The organism is Tenacibaculum sp. MAR_2009_124, assembly GCF_900105455.1.
In the GTDB taxonomy this organism is placed as follows: Bacteria; Bacteroidota; Bacteroidia; order Flavobacteriales; family Flavobacteriaceae; genus Polaribacter.
This window is the reverse complement of sequence record NZ_FNSF01000005.1, coordinates 492,568-512,333: the sequence shown is the minus strand read 5'-3', so window position 1 is coordinate 512,333 and position 19,766 is coordinate 492,568. Positions and strand designations below refer to the sequence as shown.

The 19,766-nt window shown below is 32.5% G+C and carries 17 protein-coding genes; 11 read left to right on the top strand and 6 right to left on the bottom strand.

What is annotated here, in order from left to right:
• The first annotated feature begins 215 nt into the window (after positions 1-215).
• From BLW23_RS12920 to BLW23_RS12895, 6 genes are all read left to right on the top strand, one after another.
• Entirely contained in the window at positions 216-1,247 is a 1,032-nt protein-coding gene (locus BLW23_RS12920; protein WP_093670489.1) for a cytochrome-c peroxidase, read from the top strand.
• On the top strand, positions 1,228-2,205 hold the full coding sequence (locus BLW23_RS12915) for a transporter family protein (protein WP_093670487.1): 978 nt from the start codon (positions 1,228-1,230) through the stop codon (positions 2,203-2,205). Before BLW23_RS12920 ends, BLW23_RS12915 begins: the two co-directional genes overlap by 20 nt.
• A gap of 14 nt (positions 2,206-2,219) precedes the next feature.
• Complete coding sequence (locus BLW23_RS12910) at positions 2,220-4,571, top strand: TonB-dependent receptor (protein ID WP_093670485.1); 2,352 nt, start codon at positions 2,220-2,222, stop codon at positions 4,569-4,571.
• A gap of 45 nt (positions 4,572-4,616) precedes the next feature.
• Positions 4,617-5,846 (top strand): PepSY-associated TM helix domain-containing protein, encoded by a 1,230-nt coding sequence (locus BLW23_RS12905; RefSeq protein WP_093670483.1) that lies wholly within the window; start codon positions 4,617-4,619, stop codon positions 5,844-5,846.
• Positions 5,847-5,950: 104 nt separating this feature from the next.
• Complete coding sequence (locus BLW23_RS12900; RefSeq protein WP_093670481.1) at positions 5,951-6,493, top strand: DUF2911 domain-containing protein; 543 nt, start codon at positions 5,951-5,953, stop codon at positions 6,491-6,493.
• Positions 6,494-6,687: 194 nt separating this feature from the next.
• Complete coding sequence (locus tag BLW23_RS12895) at positions 6,688-7,245, top strand: porin family protein (RefSeq protein ID WP_176829821.1); 558 nt, start codon at positions 6,688-6,690, stop codon at positions 7,243-7,245.
• Between the two features lie 78 nt (positions 7,246-7,323).
• On the opposite strand, the gene BLW23_RS12890 is transcribed toward BLW23_RS12895, so the two are convergent.
• From BLW23_RS12890 to BLW23_RS12875, 4 genes are read right to left on the bottom strand one after another with little or no spacing between them, the layout of a single operon-like run.
• Entirely contained in the window at positions 7,324-8,316 is a 993-nt protein-coding gene (locus tag BLW23_RS12890) for a hypothetical protein (RefSeq protein ID WP_093670477.1), read from the bottom strand.
• Between the two features lie 30 nt (positions 8,317-8,346).
• Complete coding sequence (locus BLW23_RS12885; RefSeq protein ID WP_093670475.1) at positions 8,347-9,258, bottom strand: DUF5777 family beta-barrel protein; 912 nt, start codon at positions 9,256-9,258, stop codon at positions 8,347-8,349.
• On the bottom strand, positions 9,245-9,796 hold the full coding sequence (locus BLW23_RS12880; RefSeq protein WP_093670473.1) for a YceI family protein: 552 nt from the start codon (positions 9,794-9,796) through the stop codon (positions 9,245-9,247). The genes BLW23_RS12885 and BLW23_RS12880 overlap by 14 nt, the downstream gene beginning before the upstream one ends.
• Positions 9,789-10,217 (bottom strand): OB-fold protein, encoded by a 429-nt coding sequence (locus BLW23_RS12875; RefSeq protein ID WP_093670471.1) that lies wholly within the window; start codon positions 10,215-10,217, stop codon positions 9,789-9,791. Before BLW23_RS12875 ends, BLW23_RS12880 begins: the two co-directional genes overlap by 8 nt.
• Before the next feature lie 131 nt (positions 10,218-10,348).
• On the opposite strand from BLW23_RS12875, the gene BLW23_RS12870 reads away from it, so the two are divergent.
• The 3 genes from BLW23_RS12870 (at position 10,349) to BLW23_RS12860 (ending at position 15,869) form a co-directional block, all read left to right on the top strand.
• A complete protein-coding gene (locus BLW23_RS12870) occupies positions 10,349-11,458 on the top strand; it encodes a LytR/AlgR family response regulator transcription factor (protein WP_093670469.1) in 1,110 nt (369 codons plus the stop codon).
• 186 nt (positions 11,459-11,644) lie between these two features.
• On the top strand, positions 11,645-14,458 hold the full coding sequence (leuS, locus tag BLW23_RS12865; RefSeq protein WP_093670467.1) for a leucine--tRNA ligase: 2,814 nt from the start codon (positions 11,645-11,647) through the stop codon (positions 14,456-14,458).
• A 667-nt stretch (positions 14,459-15,125) separates the two neighbouring features.
• Positions 15,126-15,869, top strand: coding sequence for a hypothetical protein (locus BLW23_RS12860; protein WP_093670465.1), 744 nt, complete (start codon positions 15,126-15,128; stop codon positions 15,867-15,869).
• Between the two features lie 121 nt (positions 15,870-15,990).
• On the opposite strand, the gene BLW23_RS12855 is transcribed toward BLW23_RS12860, so the two are convergent.
• Complete coding sequence (locus BLW23_RS12855; protein ID WP_093670463.1) at positions 15,991-16,464, bottom strand: YehS family protein; 474 nt, start codon at positions 16,462-16,464, stop codon at positions 15,991-15,993.
• A gap of 339 nt (positions 16,465-16,803) precedes the next feature.
• Between BLW23_RS12855 and BLW23_RS12850 the strand changes: the two genes are divergently transcribed.
• Both BLW23_RS12850 and BLW23_RS12845 read left to right on the top strand, forming a co-directional pair.
• A complete protein-coding gene (locus BLW23_RS12850; RefSeq protein WP_255362790.1) occupies positions 16,804-18,000 on the top strand; it encodes a GNAT family N-acetyltransferase in 1,197 nt (398 codons plus the stop codon).
• A 67-nt stretch (positions 18,001-18,067) separates the two neighbouring features.
• Positions 18,068-18,940: an acyl-CoA thioesterase gene (locus BLW23_RS12845; protein WP_093670459.1), complete on the top strand. Its 873-nt coding sequence runs from the start codon at positions 18,068-18,070 to the stop codon at positions 18,938-18,940.
• Positions 18,941-18,950: 10 nt separating this feature from the next.
• On the opposite strand, the gene BLW23_RS23905 is transcribed toward BLW23_RS12845, so the two are convergent.
• A complete protein-coding gene (locus tag BLW23_RS23905) occupies positions 18,951-19,610 on the bottom strand; it encodes a lysoplasmalogenase family protein (RefSeq protein ID WP_093670457.1) in 660 nt (219 codons plus the stop codon).
• Positions 19,611-19,766: the final 156 nt, after the last annotated feature.

Below are 19,766 nucleotides of genomic sequence, written 5' to 3'. Positions count from 1 at the left end.
GTTTTTCTACTCTTTAGCATTTCTATTTTTAAGCAGTTAGGTTTTAATCGGAGGATGATAGTCGAGGGTTTAATTCCCCGAGACTTGCCTCGAAATATAAAATTATGAATTCAACAGAAACCCTGTATGCGTGCATCGGGACAGTTCATTGAATAGCCGAATTTTCTTTTTCACAAAACAACGCTAATTGCTTACGTAACACTAAAAGTTAACAGATGAGATATTTATTAATACTGTTTGTAGTATGCTTTTTTTTTAGTTGTAAAAAAGAAGATGTATACACTAATGTTGAAGTTGTTTTTGAGCAGCCTTCTAATTTTCCAGAAACTCATTACGATTTAAGTACAAACCCCATAACAGAAAAGGGATTTGAATTAGGAAAAAAGTTGTTTTACGACGGAAGTCTGGCTGCCGATGGAGTGGTTTCATGCGCTTTTTGTCATCAACAACAATTTGCTTTTACACATCACGGACATCGTTTTAGTCATGGAGTGGAGGATAGAGAGGGTAAGCGAAATGCACAACCTATTCAAAACATGGCGTATCAAAAACAGTTTTCATGGGACGGTGCTGCTTTTCATCTAGATTTATTTCCGATTATTCCTATTACGAATCCAGTAGAAATGGATGAAACGGTGAGCAATGTGATTCAAAAACTTAATGAGAATCAGGAATACAAAAAATTGTTCGGGTTGGCTTTTGATGATGGTCAAATCAATGTTGAAAATACGTTCAAAGCGATGTCACAATTTATGATCATGATGGTTTCAGCCAATTCTAAATATGATAAATACATAAGAGGAGAAGAGAGTGTTTCTTTTACATTGGAAGAAGAAAGAGGATTAGAACTTTTTAAAAACAAGTGTTCTTCTTGTCATACTTCAGATTTATTTACAGATGATGCTTTCAGAAATAATGGTCTTCCAATTGATCCAAATATTAACGATTTGGGAAGAATGACGGTAACCTTAATTGAAACAGATAAATACAAATTTAAAGTGCCGAGTTTACGAAACGTTGAAGTTACTGGTCCTTATATGCATGACGGCAGGTTTGGTTCCTTAAAATCGGTATTGGATTTTTATTCGACTGGCGTTCGTGAAACTGAGAACTTAGATCCACTGCTTAAAAATACGGATGGGACATTGGGAATTCCCTTAAATGAACAAGAAAAAGAAGACATTATAGCTTTTCTAAAAACACTAACTGATAACGAATTTCTTACCGATGAAAGATTCGCTGAATAAAATTATAATACTATTTTTAGTACTAGTAGCAATTCAAACTACACAAGCAAACAATCCATTTCCAAAGTATTATTGGGAATTTTTAGAAGAATGCGACGCCTGTGGTTGTAGCAACAATGGTGGAAGCTTAGGCCTAGGAGGTATTATTGATAATAACTTTGTTGGAGTTCGATATTTACATCAAAAATACCAATCAAAAGACGGGATTTTTAATAATTCACCAGTAATAAACGAGTATTTTAATACGATACAAGTTTGGTCGAGAATTCCCATTATCAAAGAATATTTGGAAGTTCAAGTTTTTGTCCCAATACATTTTCACTCGAGAGAATATGCGGATAGAACAACTACCATTAATGGGTTAGGAGATGTATCTTTTTTAATTAATTATACCGTTCTAAATAAGAAAGCAAGTAATTACAATGAAGAGAAAGACAAGGTTTCTTCACACAATCATATGCTAAAATTCGGAGCAGGATTAAAACTTCCAACAGGAACATTTGATGAAGCAATTGACAACTCTATAAATCCTAGTTTTCAATTAGGAACAGGAAGTGTAGATTATGTAACCAATCTTCAATATGTATATAAATACAATAATTTCGGAGTTACTAACTATCTGAATTATTTCTTTAAAAAGGAAAACAGTGATAAGTACAGGTTTGGAAATCAGTTTAATTTTAATAGCACTTTTTTCTATGTTTTTAAAGATTCCAAACAAAACAACTTTGTCCCTTCATTGGGAATATCAGGCGAGTTTTATGATGCCAATGAGATACTTGGAGTTTCGATTAGAAATACCCAAGGGCACGCCTTATTTTCAAGTTTGGGAGTAGAGTATAATTCAAAAAAACTTACAATCGGAGTATTGGCCATGTATCCAATACAGCAAGAACTGGCGCAAGGAACTATAGATGTAAAATATAGATCAAGTGTCTACTTAAATTACAATTTCTAGGATAACATATAACAATGAATAATAAGTATATAATAACTATTGCAATTTTGCTAATAGCAATCACTACAAATGCGCAAACACTTTTTAAAGGAAAGGTAGTTGACGAACAAAATAAGCCATTATTTGGAGCAACTATTATTTATAAAGAAGCTCGAACTATTGGGTCGGTTACAGATAGCGAAGGGAGTTTTATGATTAAATCTCCAAATGGAAACGTAACCATTTCTATGATGGGCTACAAAAAGAAACAAGTCCTTCTTGTTGAAAATAAAGCTAATATTATAAAACTAATTTATGAATCTGAAGGATTAGAGGAAATTGTAGTTTCTGCGAGTAGAGAAGCTCAAAAAAGAAAAGAAGTTCCTGCTTCGGTAGGATTGTTAACAGCAAAACAAATTGAAGAAACAAAGGCTTTTGGTATTGAACAAATTGTGAATCAAGTACCAGGGGTTTTTATGAGTACCTCAAAAGCTTCAGGTAACGAGCAGCATTTTATGGCGGTTCGTTCTCCAATTTCAACAAGATCTTTGTTTTTGTATTTGGAAGATGGATTGCCGATTCGTCCTGTAGCAGTATTCAACCATAATGCTTTGTTGGAAATGAATAACACAACGTTTAACAGAGTGGAGGTTTTAAAAGGTCCGGCATCGAGTATTTACGGGAGTGAAGCTATCGGAGGAAGTTTTAACTTCATAACAAAAAATCCAAGTGAAAAACTTAAAGGTTCAATAGGTTTTCAAGTAAATGACTTAGGATTGACGAGATACGAAGCGGAAGCATCAACAACATTGAATAAGAAATATGGATTTTATGTTGGAGGACATCATGCAAGAAGAGATAATGGTTTAATAGGGCATTCTGATTATGAAAAGACGGCAATAACCGTTAAAAACGTAAATGACTTTTCTGAAACGTTGCAATGGGTAAATAGTGCTACGCTTATCGATTACCGTTCAGATATGTCAGGATCCTTATCTGAAAAAAACTACTCAGATGGAAATTATGAGAGTAATCAGTCATTTACTGAAAGAGTGGCAAAATCTTTTCGATTTAGATCTAGCTTAAATAAAATATGGAACGATGCACATAAAACTTCGATGAATTTCATATATAGAAATAATGAAATGAATCAGATCCCTTCATATAGAATTAGACAAAACAGAGTTGCTGGAGTTTTAGATGGTACTGGAAGAGGTGAGACTAATGCAAACAAATTCCAAAGTTATGTAGGGTTAATTCAGCATAAAATGGATTTTGATTTTGCAAACTCTAGTTTAATTGTTGGAACGACTGCTGATTTTTCACCTCAAACCTATCAGGCCGAAACTATTGATGTTGAGGTAAACACTACAACAGCTCAAAATATAGGATATACCATTAGAAACGGAGAATACATTTTAAAGTATGATGCAGATATTCTTAATTATGCTGGATATGCTCAATTTGAAATATCTCCACTTAAAAAAGTAAAGTTCACGGGAGCTCTACGTTATGATGGATTTACTTATGACTATAATAACTTAGATGAAGGCAATTCTGGAGTTAGTGATACAAAAGTAACGTATAACAATATAGCCCCTAAGTTAGGGTTGAATTTTGATATCAGTACAAATGGTGGAGTGTACTCTAATTATTCTAAAGGATTTACGCCTCCTCAAATAGGTACTTTATTCCGTAATGGAAGAAATAGTACAGGATCCGTTTTCTCATTAAAACCATCGAAGTTTCATAACTATGAAATTGGTGGGTATTTTATGATTCCTTCAAAATTAAAAGTTGACATCGCTTTATATCAATTGGATGGAATTGATCGATTAATCTCTTTACGAGATGACGATGGGAATTTTGTTCAGAAGAATGCGGGGAAAACAAGATCTACAGGAATAGAGTTAGGCGTTAAATATTCAATTTTAGAGAATTTATATTTGAATTATAACGGGAGCTATGCAACACATAAGTATATATCCTTCTTTGAAAATAATATAGATTATTCAAATACAGCTATGCAAACTGCTCCAAATTATATTGCAAATACAACGTTGAATTATCGCCCAATAAAAGACTTGTTGTTGACCTTAGAACATGAACAAGTAGGATCGTATAACACGAGTTTCGAGGGACAGGCAATTGTTGAAACCGATTCCAATGATGATCCAATTTTTGGAACAACTACCTATGCAGGGCATCATGTATTCAATTTCAGAGCGAATTTTACGTATCGTCAATTTGAAATTTGGGGACAGGCTTTAAATGTATTCGATAAACTACATGCGGTAAGAGCTTCATATAGCCGATGGGCAAGAGAAAATACTTATAGTATTGGTAATCCAAGAGCATTTCATTTTGGTGTTAAATATAAATTTTAAACTCCAAGGGGATTTATCCCCTTGCTTTTTATACGTTTTGAACATATGAAAAATAGAAAATTAAACCAATGGTTGTGGAAATGGCATTTTATAGCAGGGCTAATTTCCTTACCATTTGTATTGGTTTTATCAATAACTGGAGCTATTTACCTTTTTAAATCTGAAGTTGAACAAGGTTATAAAAGTAATATAACAAAAGTTGTCAGTAGCGATGTTCAAGAACTTTCCTATCAGGAGCAGTGGTTAATTGCGAAAAAGGAAATGAAGAAACCATTGAGTTCAATAATAGTATTAAACGACAATGGATTGGCAACTGAATTCGTAGCAGGAAGGTTTAGTCATAAAACATCCATTTTTGTTGACGCTAATACGGGAAGAGTAACAGGTAAGTTTTCACCAAAAAATACTTGGATGTATACCGTAAGAAAGTTGCACGGCGAATTGTTAGGAGGTTCTTTTGGAACAAAAATAATTGAGTTGATAGCCTGTTGGATGATTGTTTTAATCATTACAGGACTTTATGTTTGGTGGCCTTTTAAAAGAGGAGTTAGTGGAGTGTTTTTACCCAGGTTTAATGAAGGGAAACGGACTTTTTATAGAGACTTGCATGCTGTTCTTGGTTTTTGGTTTTCTGGACTTTTAGTATTGACTTTAGCTGGAGGTTTGCCTTGGACAGATGTTTTTGGAGGTGGGTTTAAATGGATTCAAAAGGTTACCAATACAGGCTATCCTAAAACATGGAGTGGTAGAGGATTGACGTCCCAGATAGAAGGAGATGCATTGACTTTAGACGAAATGATTACAATAGCTAAAAGTCAAAACTTAAAAGGAGAATTGTCTGTAGGGTTACCAAAGTCAGAGAAAAGTACGTTCTGTGTTTTCAATAAAACCTTTGATTTAGATGCTCAAAGAATGCTACACTTTGATCAATACAGTGGTAGCTTGGTAAAAAAGCATACGTGGAGTGATGTAGGAGTGTTAATGAGAGCACGAATGTGGGTAATGGCATTTCATCAAGGCCAATTCGGAGGATGGAATTTCTGGATTATGTTTGGTGTCGCTTTGGTATTGACTGTTATGAGTATCTCGGCTATAATATCTTATTTGTTAAGAAAGCAGAAAGGTACTTTAGGTGTACCGAAAGTACCAAAATCATTCTCAGTTACACCTTCAATATTAATTTTAATTGGAGTCTTGGGATTACTCTTACCACTTTTCGGATTAAGTGTTTTGTTAATCTGGATATCAAGTTTCTTTAAACGAAAAGCTGTTTAATAATGAAATATTTTGCTAAAATTTAAGTTAAAAGAATAAAAGCAACTGTAAGGATTAGTACATTTGAAGACGAATCACGTAATAGTTAACTAAAAGTCATTAACATGAAGAAATCGATTTTATCAATTATTGTTTTTATTGTAGCATTAGTATTTTCAAACGAAGTAAACGCTCAAAAATTCCCTGGATTGGATAAAAGTCCAATGGATGCCGCTTCGTACCCATCAAGTTACAGAGAATCAGATAAAAAAGTTAAGATTGTTTACAGTCGTCCTCAATTAAAAAGTAGAAGTCTTTCAAAATTAGCTCCAGCAGGTAAAGTTTGGAGAACAGGGGCGAATGAGGCAGCTGAAATTACTTTTTATGAAAATTTAAATTTTGGAGGAAAAGAAGTAAAACCAGGAACCTATACGTTTTTTACAATTCCAGGAGAAAAAGAATGGACAGTTATATTAAGTACTTCGAAAAATGTTTGGGGATCTTATTTTTATCAAGAAAGTGAAGATGTAGTGAGAGTAACAGGAACTGTATCGAAAAGTAGTAAAAGTCTTGAGGCTTTTTCTATTGTATTTGAAGGGGAAGATGATAACTTTAGCATGCATTTAGGTTGGGGTACGACCGTAGTTACCATTCCAGTAAAGGGATAAAAATTTTTAAAATTTTCGAAAAAACATTCTTTACGACGAGGATGTTTAAATAATATTAAATCAGACTTTTAAGTCTGATTTTTTTGTTTTCTGGAAGGTTCTTTTTTATAAATATGATCGTTTGTATCTAATTTTAATTAGTTTTTGGCACAGTACTTGTTTCACAAGACTTCATGAAAACTAAAACTACTATTATGAAAAAAACAGTACTAGCAATTGTATGTATGATTGCATTTGCAACAGTAAACGCGCAAGATGTAAAATTTGGTGTAAAAGCTGGACTAAATGTTTCTACTATTCGTCTTGACTATATGGGGCAAGATGATCCTGATATTGGTTCCAGATTGGGCTTCCATGGAGGAATAACTCTCGAGGCGAAATTGTCAGATTCATTTTCAATCCAACCTGAGGTTTTATATACACAACGTGGAGCTAAAATCGAAGATGCAACCTTTAAAGTAGATTATATTTCTTTGCCTGTAATGGCCAAATATTATCCGATAAAAGGACTTTCTTTAGAAGTTGGACCAGAAGTTTCTTTTTTGGTCAATGATAAGGTAGTTGACAATGTCTTGGGAGAATACAATACTAAGATAGATAGTTATGATTTCGGTATTAATTTTGGATTCGGTTATCAATTTGATAACGGCTTGTTTTTACAATCTCGTTACTCATTGGGAGTTGTAGATATTCAAGATTTTCGAGAAATGAAAAACGGAACTTTCCAAATGTCTCTTGGATATCAATTTTAAAAAAGAATACTTTTAAAATAACAAAACCGTTGAAGATCTCTTCAACGGTTTTGTCTTTATATATTATTATAAGTGTTATTACTCAAAAAGCTGGTATTTCAATTCAATTGCGTCTTTCATTTCATAGGTAAATACCATTTTGGAGAAATCAAAAGGCTTGTGAATTTCCATTTCCAACGGTATTGTTAACGAAGATTCGTTTCTTTCTAACCAAATATCATCGAAAACATTCACTTTCGTATCAAGTAAAAAGTAGTTATAATCTTCAATGTTTAACTCCTTCACGTTCACTGTCCTTTGAGGAAGCCTTTCAGGAATGGATTCAACAGATGCATGTTCCGAAACGGATTGTCTTGCATCTAGGATAGTCTCTGTTTTATCTGCTTTATATCCTTCGTTAGTCATTGACATAAGAGATAAATTCATGTTTACTTGAACATTGTTTGGTATAACATGAATATTGTCAGGAAGTTGGGGTAGCATATTGAAAAGAATAGGCACATAACATTCACGAAATAATAAAGCATCTAAGGTTTCACTGAATAAAATGTGATATTGCTTCTCTTGATCGATTTTAAAAGTAATAGCATCGTCTTGATAATATTCCCCGATATAATCATTTAGTTGTAGACCTGAAATTAAGCTTTTAGCATGATTTAATGAAAGGGCGTTAATTTCTAGTATATCAAATTGAATTTCATCAGAACGGAACAACTGTGCAATCAAAGTAACAAAAGGAGCATAAGGTCCACATCCTGCATAAAAAACTCGAATAGTTTCATTAGGATGAGCTGTTTGTTTTTCTTTAATAGCAGCTATCATTCCCTTTAAAAACTTTACTGTTCTTTTATAGTCAAATAAACATTTAGCTGCATGATTCATTCCTAAAGCCTTTCCCTTTGATGTTGAAACAGCGGCTAGATTAGGTATTGATTCATCAAAATTGGGTATATCCAGTACCTCATGAAAGTGCTGATGAATCGTATAAATTGAATTTTCGATTTCAGTAGTTGAACTCTCATCTTTTAAAAGGTTTAGAACTTGTGACTTAAGGTCAATAGTAGTATTCATTTTCGTTAGTTTTTGTTTAAGATGATGGTTTTAATTGACTTTGTTTTTACTTAAATGAAGCACGAAGATAGCATTGAATCCAAAGTGAAAGTTTCCATCATGAAAATTGAAATTGTTGGTTGTTTGTGTAATAAAAGTGTCTTCAGCATAATTTCTAGCGTTAGTCATTTGAAACTGTAATAATAAATGACTTAATTCCCAATTTACACCAATCATAAAAGGATTGTAGGTAGGAACAGTTTTTACTGGATTAAAAACATGATAATATTCCGAAACTATAGAAACATGTCCTCCAACTTTGTATCTAGCTCCAAAACCTAAAGCATACTGACTTTTAGGTTGCTCTTCAAAAATACTATTATTTCTTGTGATAAAAATAGGAGACAGCTGAGCTGAAAATTTCGTATTGAATTTTCGTGCAATTAACAATTGAGTAGTAAAATTATATATATTTGAGTTATGATCATTGAAGTAGGGTACTCCATACTGGTCATATGCTTGAGTGAGGCTTTTATTTCGATAAGACATTGCTTGAAGCAAAGCAATGCTAAAAGGCGATTTTTTAGCCCCTTTTGCTTGTCTAACAAATTTATATTTTAAAAAGCTATCAGTTATTTTATCAAAATTGGTATAACCCGCCCCGACGGTAAAGTTGTCCGTAATTGCGTAGTCTAAACCAAATCTAATACTAACTTCGTCTGCTAAGAACCGTTGCGTTGTTCCTTCTTTGTGATTCCAGAATCTATTCGATAAAGATATTTCTAAAGCCCCTTGTTTTCTCGTTTCAATAGAATGTCCAAGACCAATTCTTGTGGTTTTGAAAGTGGCAATTTCAAATACAGGTTTATTAGGGTACTCTTTGTCTAGTTTACTTAATAAATTCTGTGCCATTGAAAAGGATGGCAGTATGATAAGTAGGTATAAAAGTTTAGTCGTTTTCATAGGGTAGGTATTGGAAGTTAAATTTAACCAAAACAACTTTGGCAATATTATTTGCTAAGATTGGAGGTATTTTAATATTAAAATCTTGAACAGTAAGATTAAATTCACCGAGTAAATGATAACCTCTTTGCGTTTTGTTGATCGTTGCTTTAATATCAATTTCTTTTGATATTCCATGTATGGTTATCGTTCCATGAATTAGTTTAGTTTGTTTTGTTGTATCCTCGGGATCAAAATTTTTAAGAGCTCCTTCAAAAGTAGCTTTGGGGTAAATGTCAGATTCAATATAGCTCTCATTAAAATGTTCATGCATTAAATCCTTTTTAAAAATAAAGGCTCGCATTAACATACTAATGGCTATTTCTTTTTTTTCAAGATCAAGAATACTTAATACCTGATTGTTTTTAGCTTCAATATTTTCAACGGAAGCATAAGAGAAAAAAGTAACCTGACCTTGTCGGGCGATATACTGTTTAGGAATAGAGTCTCTAAACGCAAACAGAGAGAAAATAATTAAAAGAGTGAAGAGTTTATTCATCGTTTTTAATAGTGTCTATATAACAGTTTAAAAGTATAACATCGTTTAAATAACCTTTACAAATTCCTTTTATATAAACAGTTTGATTGGTTTTAAGTTGGTTTAGTTTGTTCAATTCGTTTTTATTTAAATCACAAATCACACTTGAAGTCGGAGAACTACCCAATAGAATTACAGTATTTCTATTATTTAAATACGAAATTTCTTTTACATTACCATAAACCTTTATAATCTTGTTTATATATAATGAATCCGCTTTTTTTTCGTCTAAAGCGTATGAACTGGCGAGATCAATAGATTTAATGATAAAATTAGAGGGTAAAGACTTTATATTTTTTGAATTGGAAAAATAGTAATATAGCAAGCTTATTAGTAACAAAGCACTAATGCTTTTAAATAAAAAACTATTTTTCTTGTTCATTTGATGAAATAAAAAATCATTTCAAAGAAAATCATTTATTTTGATATTTTTAGGAGAATTTTACTGAGTAAGGAAAAATGAGTGATGAAAAGGAAAAAAGCTATTTATAAATCTTAGGATTAACCGAACAGATGAGAAAAGACAGATTATACCTATTTACCGTTTTAGCAATAAGCTTAGTTTTTTTGCTAATATCTATAATTGGGGCTCAGTATTTTATTAAGGCAAGTGCCAATCAGTTATTAGAGGTTCAAGTTGAAACTAGTAAAAGAGAGGCTAACGAAATTGCAAGCATATTAAATTTTCAATTGCGTAATAAAATTGATAAAACCGATATTTTAAATAATCTTCAAACGACACTCTCTAAAAGCAATTCTGATACTTGGTTTATTTCAATTTTCGATTGGTCAGGTAAAAAAGTATGTCATCCAGATGTTACTAAAGTAGGGCAGCCCGTTAATTCAAATTCAAAGTTGTTGGCATCGCTAAAAGAAAAGAATAATACCAATGACCTGTACGATTTATTAATGTCAAATATGTCTAAAGAGGAAGACGATCAATTGATTTCCGAAGTAATACATATTGCTCCGATTAAAAATTCAGACCTTATCGTAGCGGCCAATGTTAATGTAAAGAGTATGCACAAACAATTAAGAAAATTAAAAAGCAATTTCTATGTAATCTTTTTAATTATGGGAGTGCTAGTTATTGTTTTGTCTTCTCTTTCTGTAAGAATTATAGGAAGTAGTTATGAGAAGCAATTAGAAATGAAAAACTCTAACTTGGCTAATGAGGTTATTAACCTTTCTAAGTTAAATACCGATTTGGTTTCTTATAGAGAAAAGAAAGAAAAAGAAAACAAAGAAGAAATAGTTGAAAAAACAAACGAGCCTTTAGATGTTAGTAGAAAGAGAATTTTAACCTATATACGAAATGAGTTAGTGCCTGTATTAATAAGTGATATCGCTTATATATATACCGAAAACACCATTACCTATGTTGTTTGTTTCGATGGAAAAAAATCGACCTCAAATGCAAGTTTAGATGATATGTATTCAAATCTTGATTCATCTCTTTTCTTTAGAGCAAATCGCCAGTTTATTATTAGTATTTCAGCGATAGATAAAATCATAAAGTATGGTAAAAGCCAGCTAAAAATACTTGTGCATTCAAATACTTCTGAAGAAATTATTATAAGTAAAAACAAAGCAGCTGAGTTTAAGCAATGGTTAAATATGTAGTTCTTATGAGGGTATTCTTTGTTGTTTTTTTGTTTGTTTAACCCAATTTTGAGTTCGTTTTCAAATGGAATCGATTTTCTTATGCACTACGCAGGTTTAAACAAGAATAAATAGAATTATAGAGCTTAGTTTTTATACTAGTGAAATAAACGTAAATTTGCATCCTTTAAAACAAGAAGTTATACGATGCAATACAATCACAAAGAAATAGAAGAAAGGTGGCAAAAGTACTGGGCAGATAAAAGTACATTCAAAGCTGAAAATAATTCTGATAAGCCTAAGTATTATGTGTTAGATATGTTCCCTTATCCATCTGGTGCAGGGTTGCACGTTGGACACCCATTAGGATATATAGCTAGTGATATTTATGCGCGTTATAAACGTCATAAAGGATTTAATGTATTGCACCCTCAGGGATATGATAGCTTCGGATTACCTGCTGAGCAATATGCCATTCAAACAGGGCAGCATCCAGCAATTACTACAGAAACAAACATAAAAACATATAGAGGGCAGTTAGATAAGATTGGATTCTCTTTCGATTGGTCTCGTGAGGTTCGTACATCGAATTCTGAGTACTACAAATGGACACAGTGGATTTTTATTCAGTTATTCAACTCATGGTATAATAAAGACACGGATAAAGCAGAGGACATTACAACATTAGTTTCAATATTTGAAACAAAAGGTAATGCAGATGTGAATGCTGTTTCTGATGAAGATATTCAAGGATTTTCTGCAGAAGAATGGAAAGGTTTTTCAGAAACCGAACAACAAGCAATTCTATTACAATACCGCTTAACGTATTTATCAGATACTGAGGTGAACTGGTGTCCTGCTTTAGGAACTGTGTTGGCAAATGATGAAATTGTAAATGGTGTTTCTGAACGCGGTGGGCATCCTGTGGTTCGCAAAAAAATGACGCAATGGTCAATGCGTATTACGGCATATGCACAACGTTTATTGGACGGATTAAATAAGATAGATTGGCCACAGCCACTAAAAGATAGTCAAACGAATTGGATTGGTCGGTCTCAAGGAGCAATGGTTACTTTTAAGGTCGATGGACATGATGCAAATATTGATGTATTTACGACTCGTCCTGATACTATTTTTGGAGTGTCTTTTATGACATTGGCTCCAGAGCATGAATTGGTAGCAAAAATAACCACTGAAGAGCAAAAAGAAGCTGTAGAAGCGTATGTAGAGGCTACGGCAAAACGTTCGGAACGTGACCGTATGGCTGATGTAAAAACAATTTCAGGAGTTTTTACTGGTGGCTATGCTTTACATCCATTTACAGGAGAGCAAGTACCAGTTTGGATTGGTGACTACGTGTTGGCTAGCTATGGAACTGGAGCGGTTATGGCCGTGCCATGTGGAGATCAACGTGATTATGATTTTGCAAAACATTTCAATATAGCGATCCCGAATATTTTTGAAGGTGCTGATATCTCTGAAGAGGCTTTTGCTGATAAGGGAAAAACGGTTATTGCAAATTCCGATTTCTTAAATGGTTTACCTTATAAAAAAGCAATGAAAACCGTGATCTATGAAATGGAGAAACGTGGTTTTGGTTTCGGAAAAATAAATTATCGTTTGCGCGATGCGGTATTCAGTCGTCAACGTTATTGGGGAGAACCATTCCCAGTGTATTACAAAAACGGAATGCCTCAAATGATTGATAAAAAACATTTACCAATCGTATTACCTGAAGTTGAAAAGTACTTGCCAACAGAAGATGGAAAACCACCATTAGGAAATGCTGAGGTATGGGCTTGGAATAGCGAAACTGCAGAGGTAGTTAGTAATGAACTGATAGATAATGTTACGGTGTTTCCATTAGAACTAAACACAATGCCAGGTTGGGCAGGTAGTTCTTGGTATTTTAACCGTTATATGGATGCTCGTAATGATGGTGAGTTTGTAAGCAAAGAGGCGGTAGAGTATTGGAAAGATGTTGATTTATACATTGGAGGTTCTGAGCATGCTACAGGACACTTATTGTACGCACGTTTTTGGCAAAAATTCTTATTCGATAGAGGTTTCTTGCCTGTTGATGAGTTTGCGAAGAAACTAATAAACCAAGGTATGATTTTGGGAACTTCGGCAATTGTTTACCGAGTTTCTGGTACAGATAGATATGTTTCAGCCGGAGTAAAGGATCAATATAACACCGAAGAATTACGTGTAGATGTAAAGCTTATAAATTCATCTGATGAATTAGATATTAATGGACTTAAGAATTGGCAACCTCAGTTTGCAAATGCAGAGTTTGAGTTAGAAGATGGAAAGTATATTGTTGGTCGTGAGGTTGAGAAAATGTCAAAGCGTTGGTTTAATGTAGTAAACCCTGATGATATTTGTGAAGAATATGGTGCGGATAGTTTACGTTTGTTCGAAATGTTTTTAGGACCATTAGAGCAATTCAAACCATGGAAAACTTCTGGTATTTCGGGAGTGTATTCTTTCTTAAAAAAATTATGGAAATTGTTTCATAATGGAGATAATTTTGAGGTTTCAGAAGGAGAAGTAACTAAAGAAAATTTAAAAACATTACACAAAACCATTAAGAAAGTAGAAGAAGATATCGAGAATTTTTCTTTTAACACTTCGGTGTCTACATTTATGATTGCAGTAAACGAATTGTCTGCACAAAAGTGTAATAATAAAGCTATACTTGAGCAGTTATTAGTGTTAATCTCTCCATATGCGCCTCATATTGCAGAAGAGCTATGGAGTAAGTTAGGTTATGAAGAATCTGTCGCTTTTGCTGCTTTCCCAACGTTCGAAGAAAAGTACTTGGTAGAGTCGGAAAAAGAATATCCGATTTCATTTAATGGTAAAATGCGTTTCAAATTGAACTTACCATTAGATATGAGTAAAGAGGATATTGAAAAAACAGTAATGGCTCATGAAAAAACACAACAACAACTCGCAGGACGAGAGCCAAAGAAGGTGATTATTGTGCCTGGGAAGATTATCAATATTGTTGGGTAAAAGTTATTTCACTGGAGAGGTGTTGATTTAAAGAACATATTCAAAACTTACCCTCCAATAATTCAGGAGATTTCTCCTTATCGGTCGAAATGACTAGCTATAAATAAAACAAAGAAAAAGTCATTGTAAAAATTTGCAATGGCTTTTTTGCTATAGAATGTTGAATTCCTATTGTTCTAATAATTCGGAGTATAAAAGTTATGTTGTCATAAGCAGGCAATCAGAAAATAACTACGCAAGAACCGTTAAAATTAAAATCTGTTTGAACGATAGTGAGTTATTTTAATTTAGGTTCGAGGTTGATTATTTTTGAGTGTAGCATGGTTAAGACTAGATTTTTTGTTTCTTTTTCATCAATGGAAAAAGAAATAGACTTAAAAAATACTGAGGTTGAAACAAAGATTAATTCTATTTTAGATGTTCGTGTATTGGTATTGTTGAACTGTCAGTTCGAGTGGTTTTTACGAAGTGAAAAGTGTATCGAGAACAGTATACGGTAATAGGGAGCACTTCTCGATACAAAATTGTTCTTCATTTCATTTCAAATAATTTTACTCGAAGTGACAAACCAAATTCTAGGATATTAATATCGTAAATGGAATAAGTCATCGAAATAGAGTATGATAGAGAAATGTCAAATCTATAGTATATAATAATTAAACCAAAAATGTCAAGAAAACTACATTTAACTACCAGAAAAACACATCGTTATTTAGGACTTTTTATTGGTGTTCAATTTTTGTTTTGGACGGTCGGTGGCCTTTATTTTAGCTGGAATAACATGAAAGATGTTCATGGAAAAACCTTATTAGATAAGTCTGAAAAAAGTTTCAGTTTTAAGGTCAATGAATCATTGGCGTCTTGTTTAGATTCTTTGGAAAACCAAACAGGATTTAAAAGCAGCCAAATTGAAGGAGTTGTATTTGGTGCAGACAGTTTACTTCGAGTTTCTAGCGGAGCTAATAGTTGTTTAATAACACTTTCTGAAGGAAATTACCAATTACGGAATCAACTTTCAGAAAAAGAAATTGTAGCCTTTGTAGAAAGTAGATTATATAACCCTATTCCAATAAGTAATATAGCGTTTATAGAAAACGACTTGAGTAACCATCATGAGTATCGTGGTAAACAATTACCAGTATATGCTGTTCGTTTAAAACATGAAACAAATACGAAAGTATATGTTGACCCTAGATTTGCGAAAATAACTTCTGTGAGAAATGATAATTGGAGGCGATTTGACTTTTTATGGATGTTACACGTAATGGATTTTGAAACCAGAGACCATATCACGAACTGGGTGCTACGTGTTTTTTCAATAGTAGGTTTACTAACAATTTGCTCTGGTTTTTATTTATTTTATCTGAGTTCTCCAACCATTCGGAAAATTAAAAAGAAGCTGAAAGAATAAATAGTATTATATATCTAATTGAAGTATCTATATTCAGTAAATCTAATTCTAATCAAGTATTTCGATTTATAAAAAGACTCTTAACTCGTTTGAATACAGTTGCAAAAAGAACTCAAATAGATTAAGCCTTGTCCTTAGTCGGGCGATATTTTTTTTGTAAACCAAAAAGAAAATTTCTTAAAAATTGATCTTTGCAAATTCTATACTGATCCTGCTTAGGGTTTCTAAAAAAGGCGCTCAATTCATGTTTGCTGATGTTTAATTTTACCAGAGAAAGAGTATCAATGATATCGAAGTCTTTAAAGTTTAATGCTATTTTAAGTTTTCTTAAGATGAGGTTATTATTTAAACTTTTCTCCGCTTGGGGTGGTGGTCCCTCTCTTTTTCCTCGTTTGAAGATAATGAGTCCATTTAAGAAATGAGCTAATTCTTCATCTTGCATAGGTTTATAAGATGGTTGGTCTTCTTTTTTCATCCAATTATGCACTTGCTCAATGGTTACTTTATGCTCTACCAAGGCAAATAATTCAATCATTTTCGAATCTTTAAAATCAAAAATGTATCTAATCTGACGTATAATAACATTGTTTTCCATCTTTATAATTTGAGTACTAGAGATTTTGTTTTTTATTAATATGATGTCTGTATTAGGTGCAAAGATACTATTAACTATTGTTGCTTTTATGTTTTTAAAACATAAAACGAAATCAGTAACAGTAACTATAGAGCGTGGATTTTTATAAAGCCGATAGAGGCTCTTTTGAATTCTGAAAAAGTAATATATATAAATTTAAACCTATAGAGTGTAAATGTTTGATATTATTGGCTTTAAGGTTGTTCTTAGTGCGTGGACATACCCTAAAATAATATTCAAGGTATCTTCTTTTTCGTTTTTCACGAAACTTTTCTTAATTTACATAAAAATAAGAGTTTAGTGAATTTATTACCATGCAATCATAACTTGCCTTCTGCTCATTCGAATTATTATGAGTCGGTGGGTGATATTCCTGATCAAGTGTACGAGGATCTTCGATGTAAAAAGAATCTTTATTTCAATCCAAAATATTTAATTGCCTTAGAAAAAAACAATAGTCAAATTCAATTTGCATACATTGTTCTTAACGATGATAATGGCAATGCAATAGGACTCTGTGTTATTCAAGTTATAGATTTTAATATCGATGGTTTTCAAGATGAGAGTCAAACGATTTTTGAATATATAAAATGTTTAGGTAGAAAGTTTAGAATTTTGCCTTCTGGGAAGCCTTTAAAAGTATTTACATGTGGTAATACTTTTGTGACTGGAGAGCATGGTGTTGTTGTTCGTCCAGATCAGGACAGAAAGAAAATTTTAAAGCAATTTGTAAGAACAGCTTTAGAGTTAGTGAATTCTAGAGAAGATTTAAAGAAAGAGATTGACGCTTATATGATTAAAGATTTTATTGAAGAGTCACTTTCTATTACAGATGAACTCAAAACGGAAGGGTTTTATTCCTTTCAAGTAGAGCCGAATATGATCATGAAAATTGATAGTGATTGGGAAGAGTTCAACGATTATTTGGCAGCGATGAAAACGAAATTTAGGGTAAAAGCCAAAAAGGCATTTTTAAAAAGTGCGAAATTGAAAGTTAAGGATATTGAGTTGGCTACTTTAGATGAATTGTTGCCCGAAATGACACGATTATACAAAAAAGTGTCAACCAGAGCAGGTTTTAATCTCGGAGCTTTTAATCTGAGTACTTATAAAACACTGAAGGAAAATTTAGGAGATAGCTATATTTTGAAAGGATATTGGTTAGATGGCAAATTAGTTGGGTTTTTGTCTGGAATTATCAGTAGAAATAATTTAGATGCGCATTTTGTTGGAATTGAATATGATTTAAATAGAGAATTAGCAATATATCAACGAATGCTTTATGATTACATTGAAACTGCTATTGTTAACAAAGTTAAGTGGTTGAGTTTTGGACGAACAGCTAGCGAAATAAAGAGTTCTGTAGGGGCAGTTCCTCAAGAAATGACCATATATTTAAGACACAGAAAACATCTTCCAAATAAAATACTTAGTCTATTTTTGAATAAAATAAAACCTACTGAGTTTAATCAAAAATTTCCGTTTAAGATGAAATAAGTAGGAGAATCTAAGTTGATATTTTAGCGCTTGAGTAATTGCTAAATGGTATAATTATAACGAACAAATGAAAGACACGAAAGAACTATTAAAAATACTTATACTTGAAGATGTAGGAGACCATTGTTTTAATGGAGTTAGTAAAGATATTGGAAGTCCAAATGTATTTGGAGGCCAGGTGTTAGCTCAATCCTTAAATGCCGCTTATAGAACCGTACCGAAGGATAGAGTTTTGCATTCATTACATTCTTATTTTTTGGAGGCAGGGAATTTGAATATCCCCATTACCTATAGCGTTCAGGTAATAAGAGATGGAGGTAGTTTTTCAACACGTCGTGTAACAGCTCATCAAAATGATAAAACGATATTTATTTTGGCTTGTTCTTTTCATAGGAAAGAAGAAGGGTATGAGCATCAAATGCCTATAAAAAAAGAACTAAAGCAGCCAGAAGAATTGCTAAGTTGGTCGGATATGTTGGAGCAGTTTGGTGATTTTTTACCAAGGAAATTGAAAGAGTTTTTGAGTATTGAGCGTCCTATTGATTTTAAACCAGTTCAATTTGTAAATCCTTTAGAAAAGAAAGACTTGCCTCCAATTGTTGATGTTTGGTTTAAGCTAAAAGGAAATGAAGAAGATTTAGAGTTGGCAGTAAAGCAACAAATACTCACATATATTTCCGACTATAATATTTTAACAGCTTGTTTGTACCCGAACGCGAGTAAAGCACATTTTGGAAATACGCAAATGGCAAGTTTAGATCATTCAATGTGGTTTTATCGAGATTTTGATTTCAATGATTGGATGTTATTTTCAATTGAAAGTCCTAACTCATTCGGAGCAAGAGGTTTTGCTTGTGGGAACATTTATACTAGAAACGGAGAGTTAATAGCTTCTGTTGCTCAAGAAGGGTTAATGAGACCATTAAAAAAAGAAAAATAATTACGTTTTGTTATCTACGTCTTCGAGGTTTACCTACAATCATGGATTCACAGATTAAATAGCGAGCCACATAGTATATCGAGGTATAGGCAATAACATACAAAATGTTGTAGTCCAAAAACTTGTTGAAAATCATTAAGACATCGGCGGTAATTATTAGGAATAAACCGAAAAGAAAGTACTTGTTTCTTCTATTCATCCTGTTTAAATAGTTTAAATAGGCAAATAGGAGCATCACACAAGACGAAAACCCCATTGTCATAAAAATACCCAATATTTCTTTTAAATAGGGTCTTAGTATAATATATATAACCACAAAGAGTAATAAACATAGAACAAGGTAGAATATCAAAAGATGTAATTTTGTTTGGAATATGGCTCTTCTAGCAATTATTATATATAAAAACCTATTAATAATTAAAAGCATCGATCCGATAAAGAGCAGGTCTGTGTCGAATATTAAAAAAGCATCTGAAGCAATAGAAAAAAGGAGCACTAACAAATACCAAATGTTTATAACTCTAGACCTATTAAGGTACATGAAAGATAAAAAGGTTAGTGAAAGTAATTTTAAAACTAGCTCTATGATAGAATCATTATCGATAAAAACTAAAGATAATACTGATGCTATAAAATAAAGTATCGCAAACTTTTTCTCTCTTAAAACCATAGAACTCTGCTTCTGATTGACATTTTTTTTTGTGTGTAGTATGTAAGCTAAAATGCAGATTAGAAGCTAATGTTTAAATGTAATAAATATTTTGACAATTATATGCTATATAACAGAAAAACACCAGAATAGAAATCCTATTCTGGTGTTTTATAT

Coding starts and splice junctions, on each gene's coding strand:
- BLW23_RS12890 (WP_093670477.1), bottom strand. CDS start 8,316: ATGAATACTACTATTGACCTTAAGTCACAAGTTCTAAACCTTTTAAAA.
- BLW23_RS12845 (WP_093670459.1), top strand. CDS start 18,068: ATGAAAGACACGAAAGAACTATTAAAAATACTTATACTTGAAGATGTA.
- BLW23_RS12880 (WP_093670473.1), bottom strand. CDS start 9,796: ATGAATAAACTCTTCACTCTTTTAATTATTTTCTCTCTGTTTGCGTTT.
- BLW23_RS12870 (WP_093670469.1), top strand. CDS start 10,349: ATGAGAAAAGACAGATTATACCTATTTACCGTTTTAGCAATAAGCTTA.
- BLW23_RS12910 (WP_093670485.1), top strand. CDS start 2,220: ATGAATAATAAGTATATAATAACTATTGCAATTTTGCTAATAGCAATC.
- BLW23_RS12920 (WP_093670489.1), top strand. CDS start 216: ATGAGATATTTATTAATACTGTTTGTAGTATGCTTTTTTTTTAGTTGT.
- BLW23_RS12855 (WP_093670463.1), bottom strand. CDS start 16,464: ATGGAAAACAATGTTATTATACGTCAGATTAGATACATTTTTGATTTT.
- BLW23_RS12885 (WP_093670475.1), bottom strand. CDS start 9,258: ATGAAAACGACTAAACTTTTATACCTACTTATCATACTGCCATCCTTT.
- BLW23_RS12915 (WP_093670487.1), top strand. CDS start 1,228: ATGAAAGATTCGCTGAATAAAATTATAATACTATTTTTAGTACTAGTA.
- BLW23_RS12875 (WP_093670471.1), bottom strand. CDS start 10,217: ATGAACAAGAAAAATAGTTTTTTATTTAAAAGCATTAGTGCTTTGTTA.
- BLW23_RS12860 (WP_093670465.1), top strand. CDS start 15,126: ATGTCAAGAAAACTACATTTAACTACCAGAAAAACACATCGTTATTTA.
- BLW23_RS23905 (WP_093670457.1), bottom strand. CDS start 19,610: ATGGTTTTAAGAGAGAAAAAGTTTGCGATACTTTATTTTATAGCATCA.
- BLW23_RS12900 (WP_093670481.1), top strand. CDS start 5,951: ATGAAGAAATCGATTTTATCAATTATTGTTTTTATTGTAGCATTAGTA.
- BLW23_RS12895 (WP_176829821.1), top strand. CDS start 6,688: ATGAAAAAAACAGTACTAGCAATTGTATGTATGATTGCATTTGCAACA.
- BLW23_RS12905 (WP_093670483.1), top strand. CDS start 4,617: ATGAAAAATAGAAAATTAAACCAATGGTTGTGGAAATGGCATTTTATA.
- leuS (WP_093670467.1), top strand. CDS start 11,645: ATGCAATACAATCACAAAGAAATAGAAGAAAGGTGGCAAAAGTACTGG.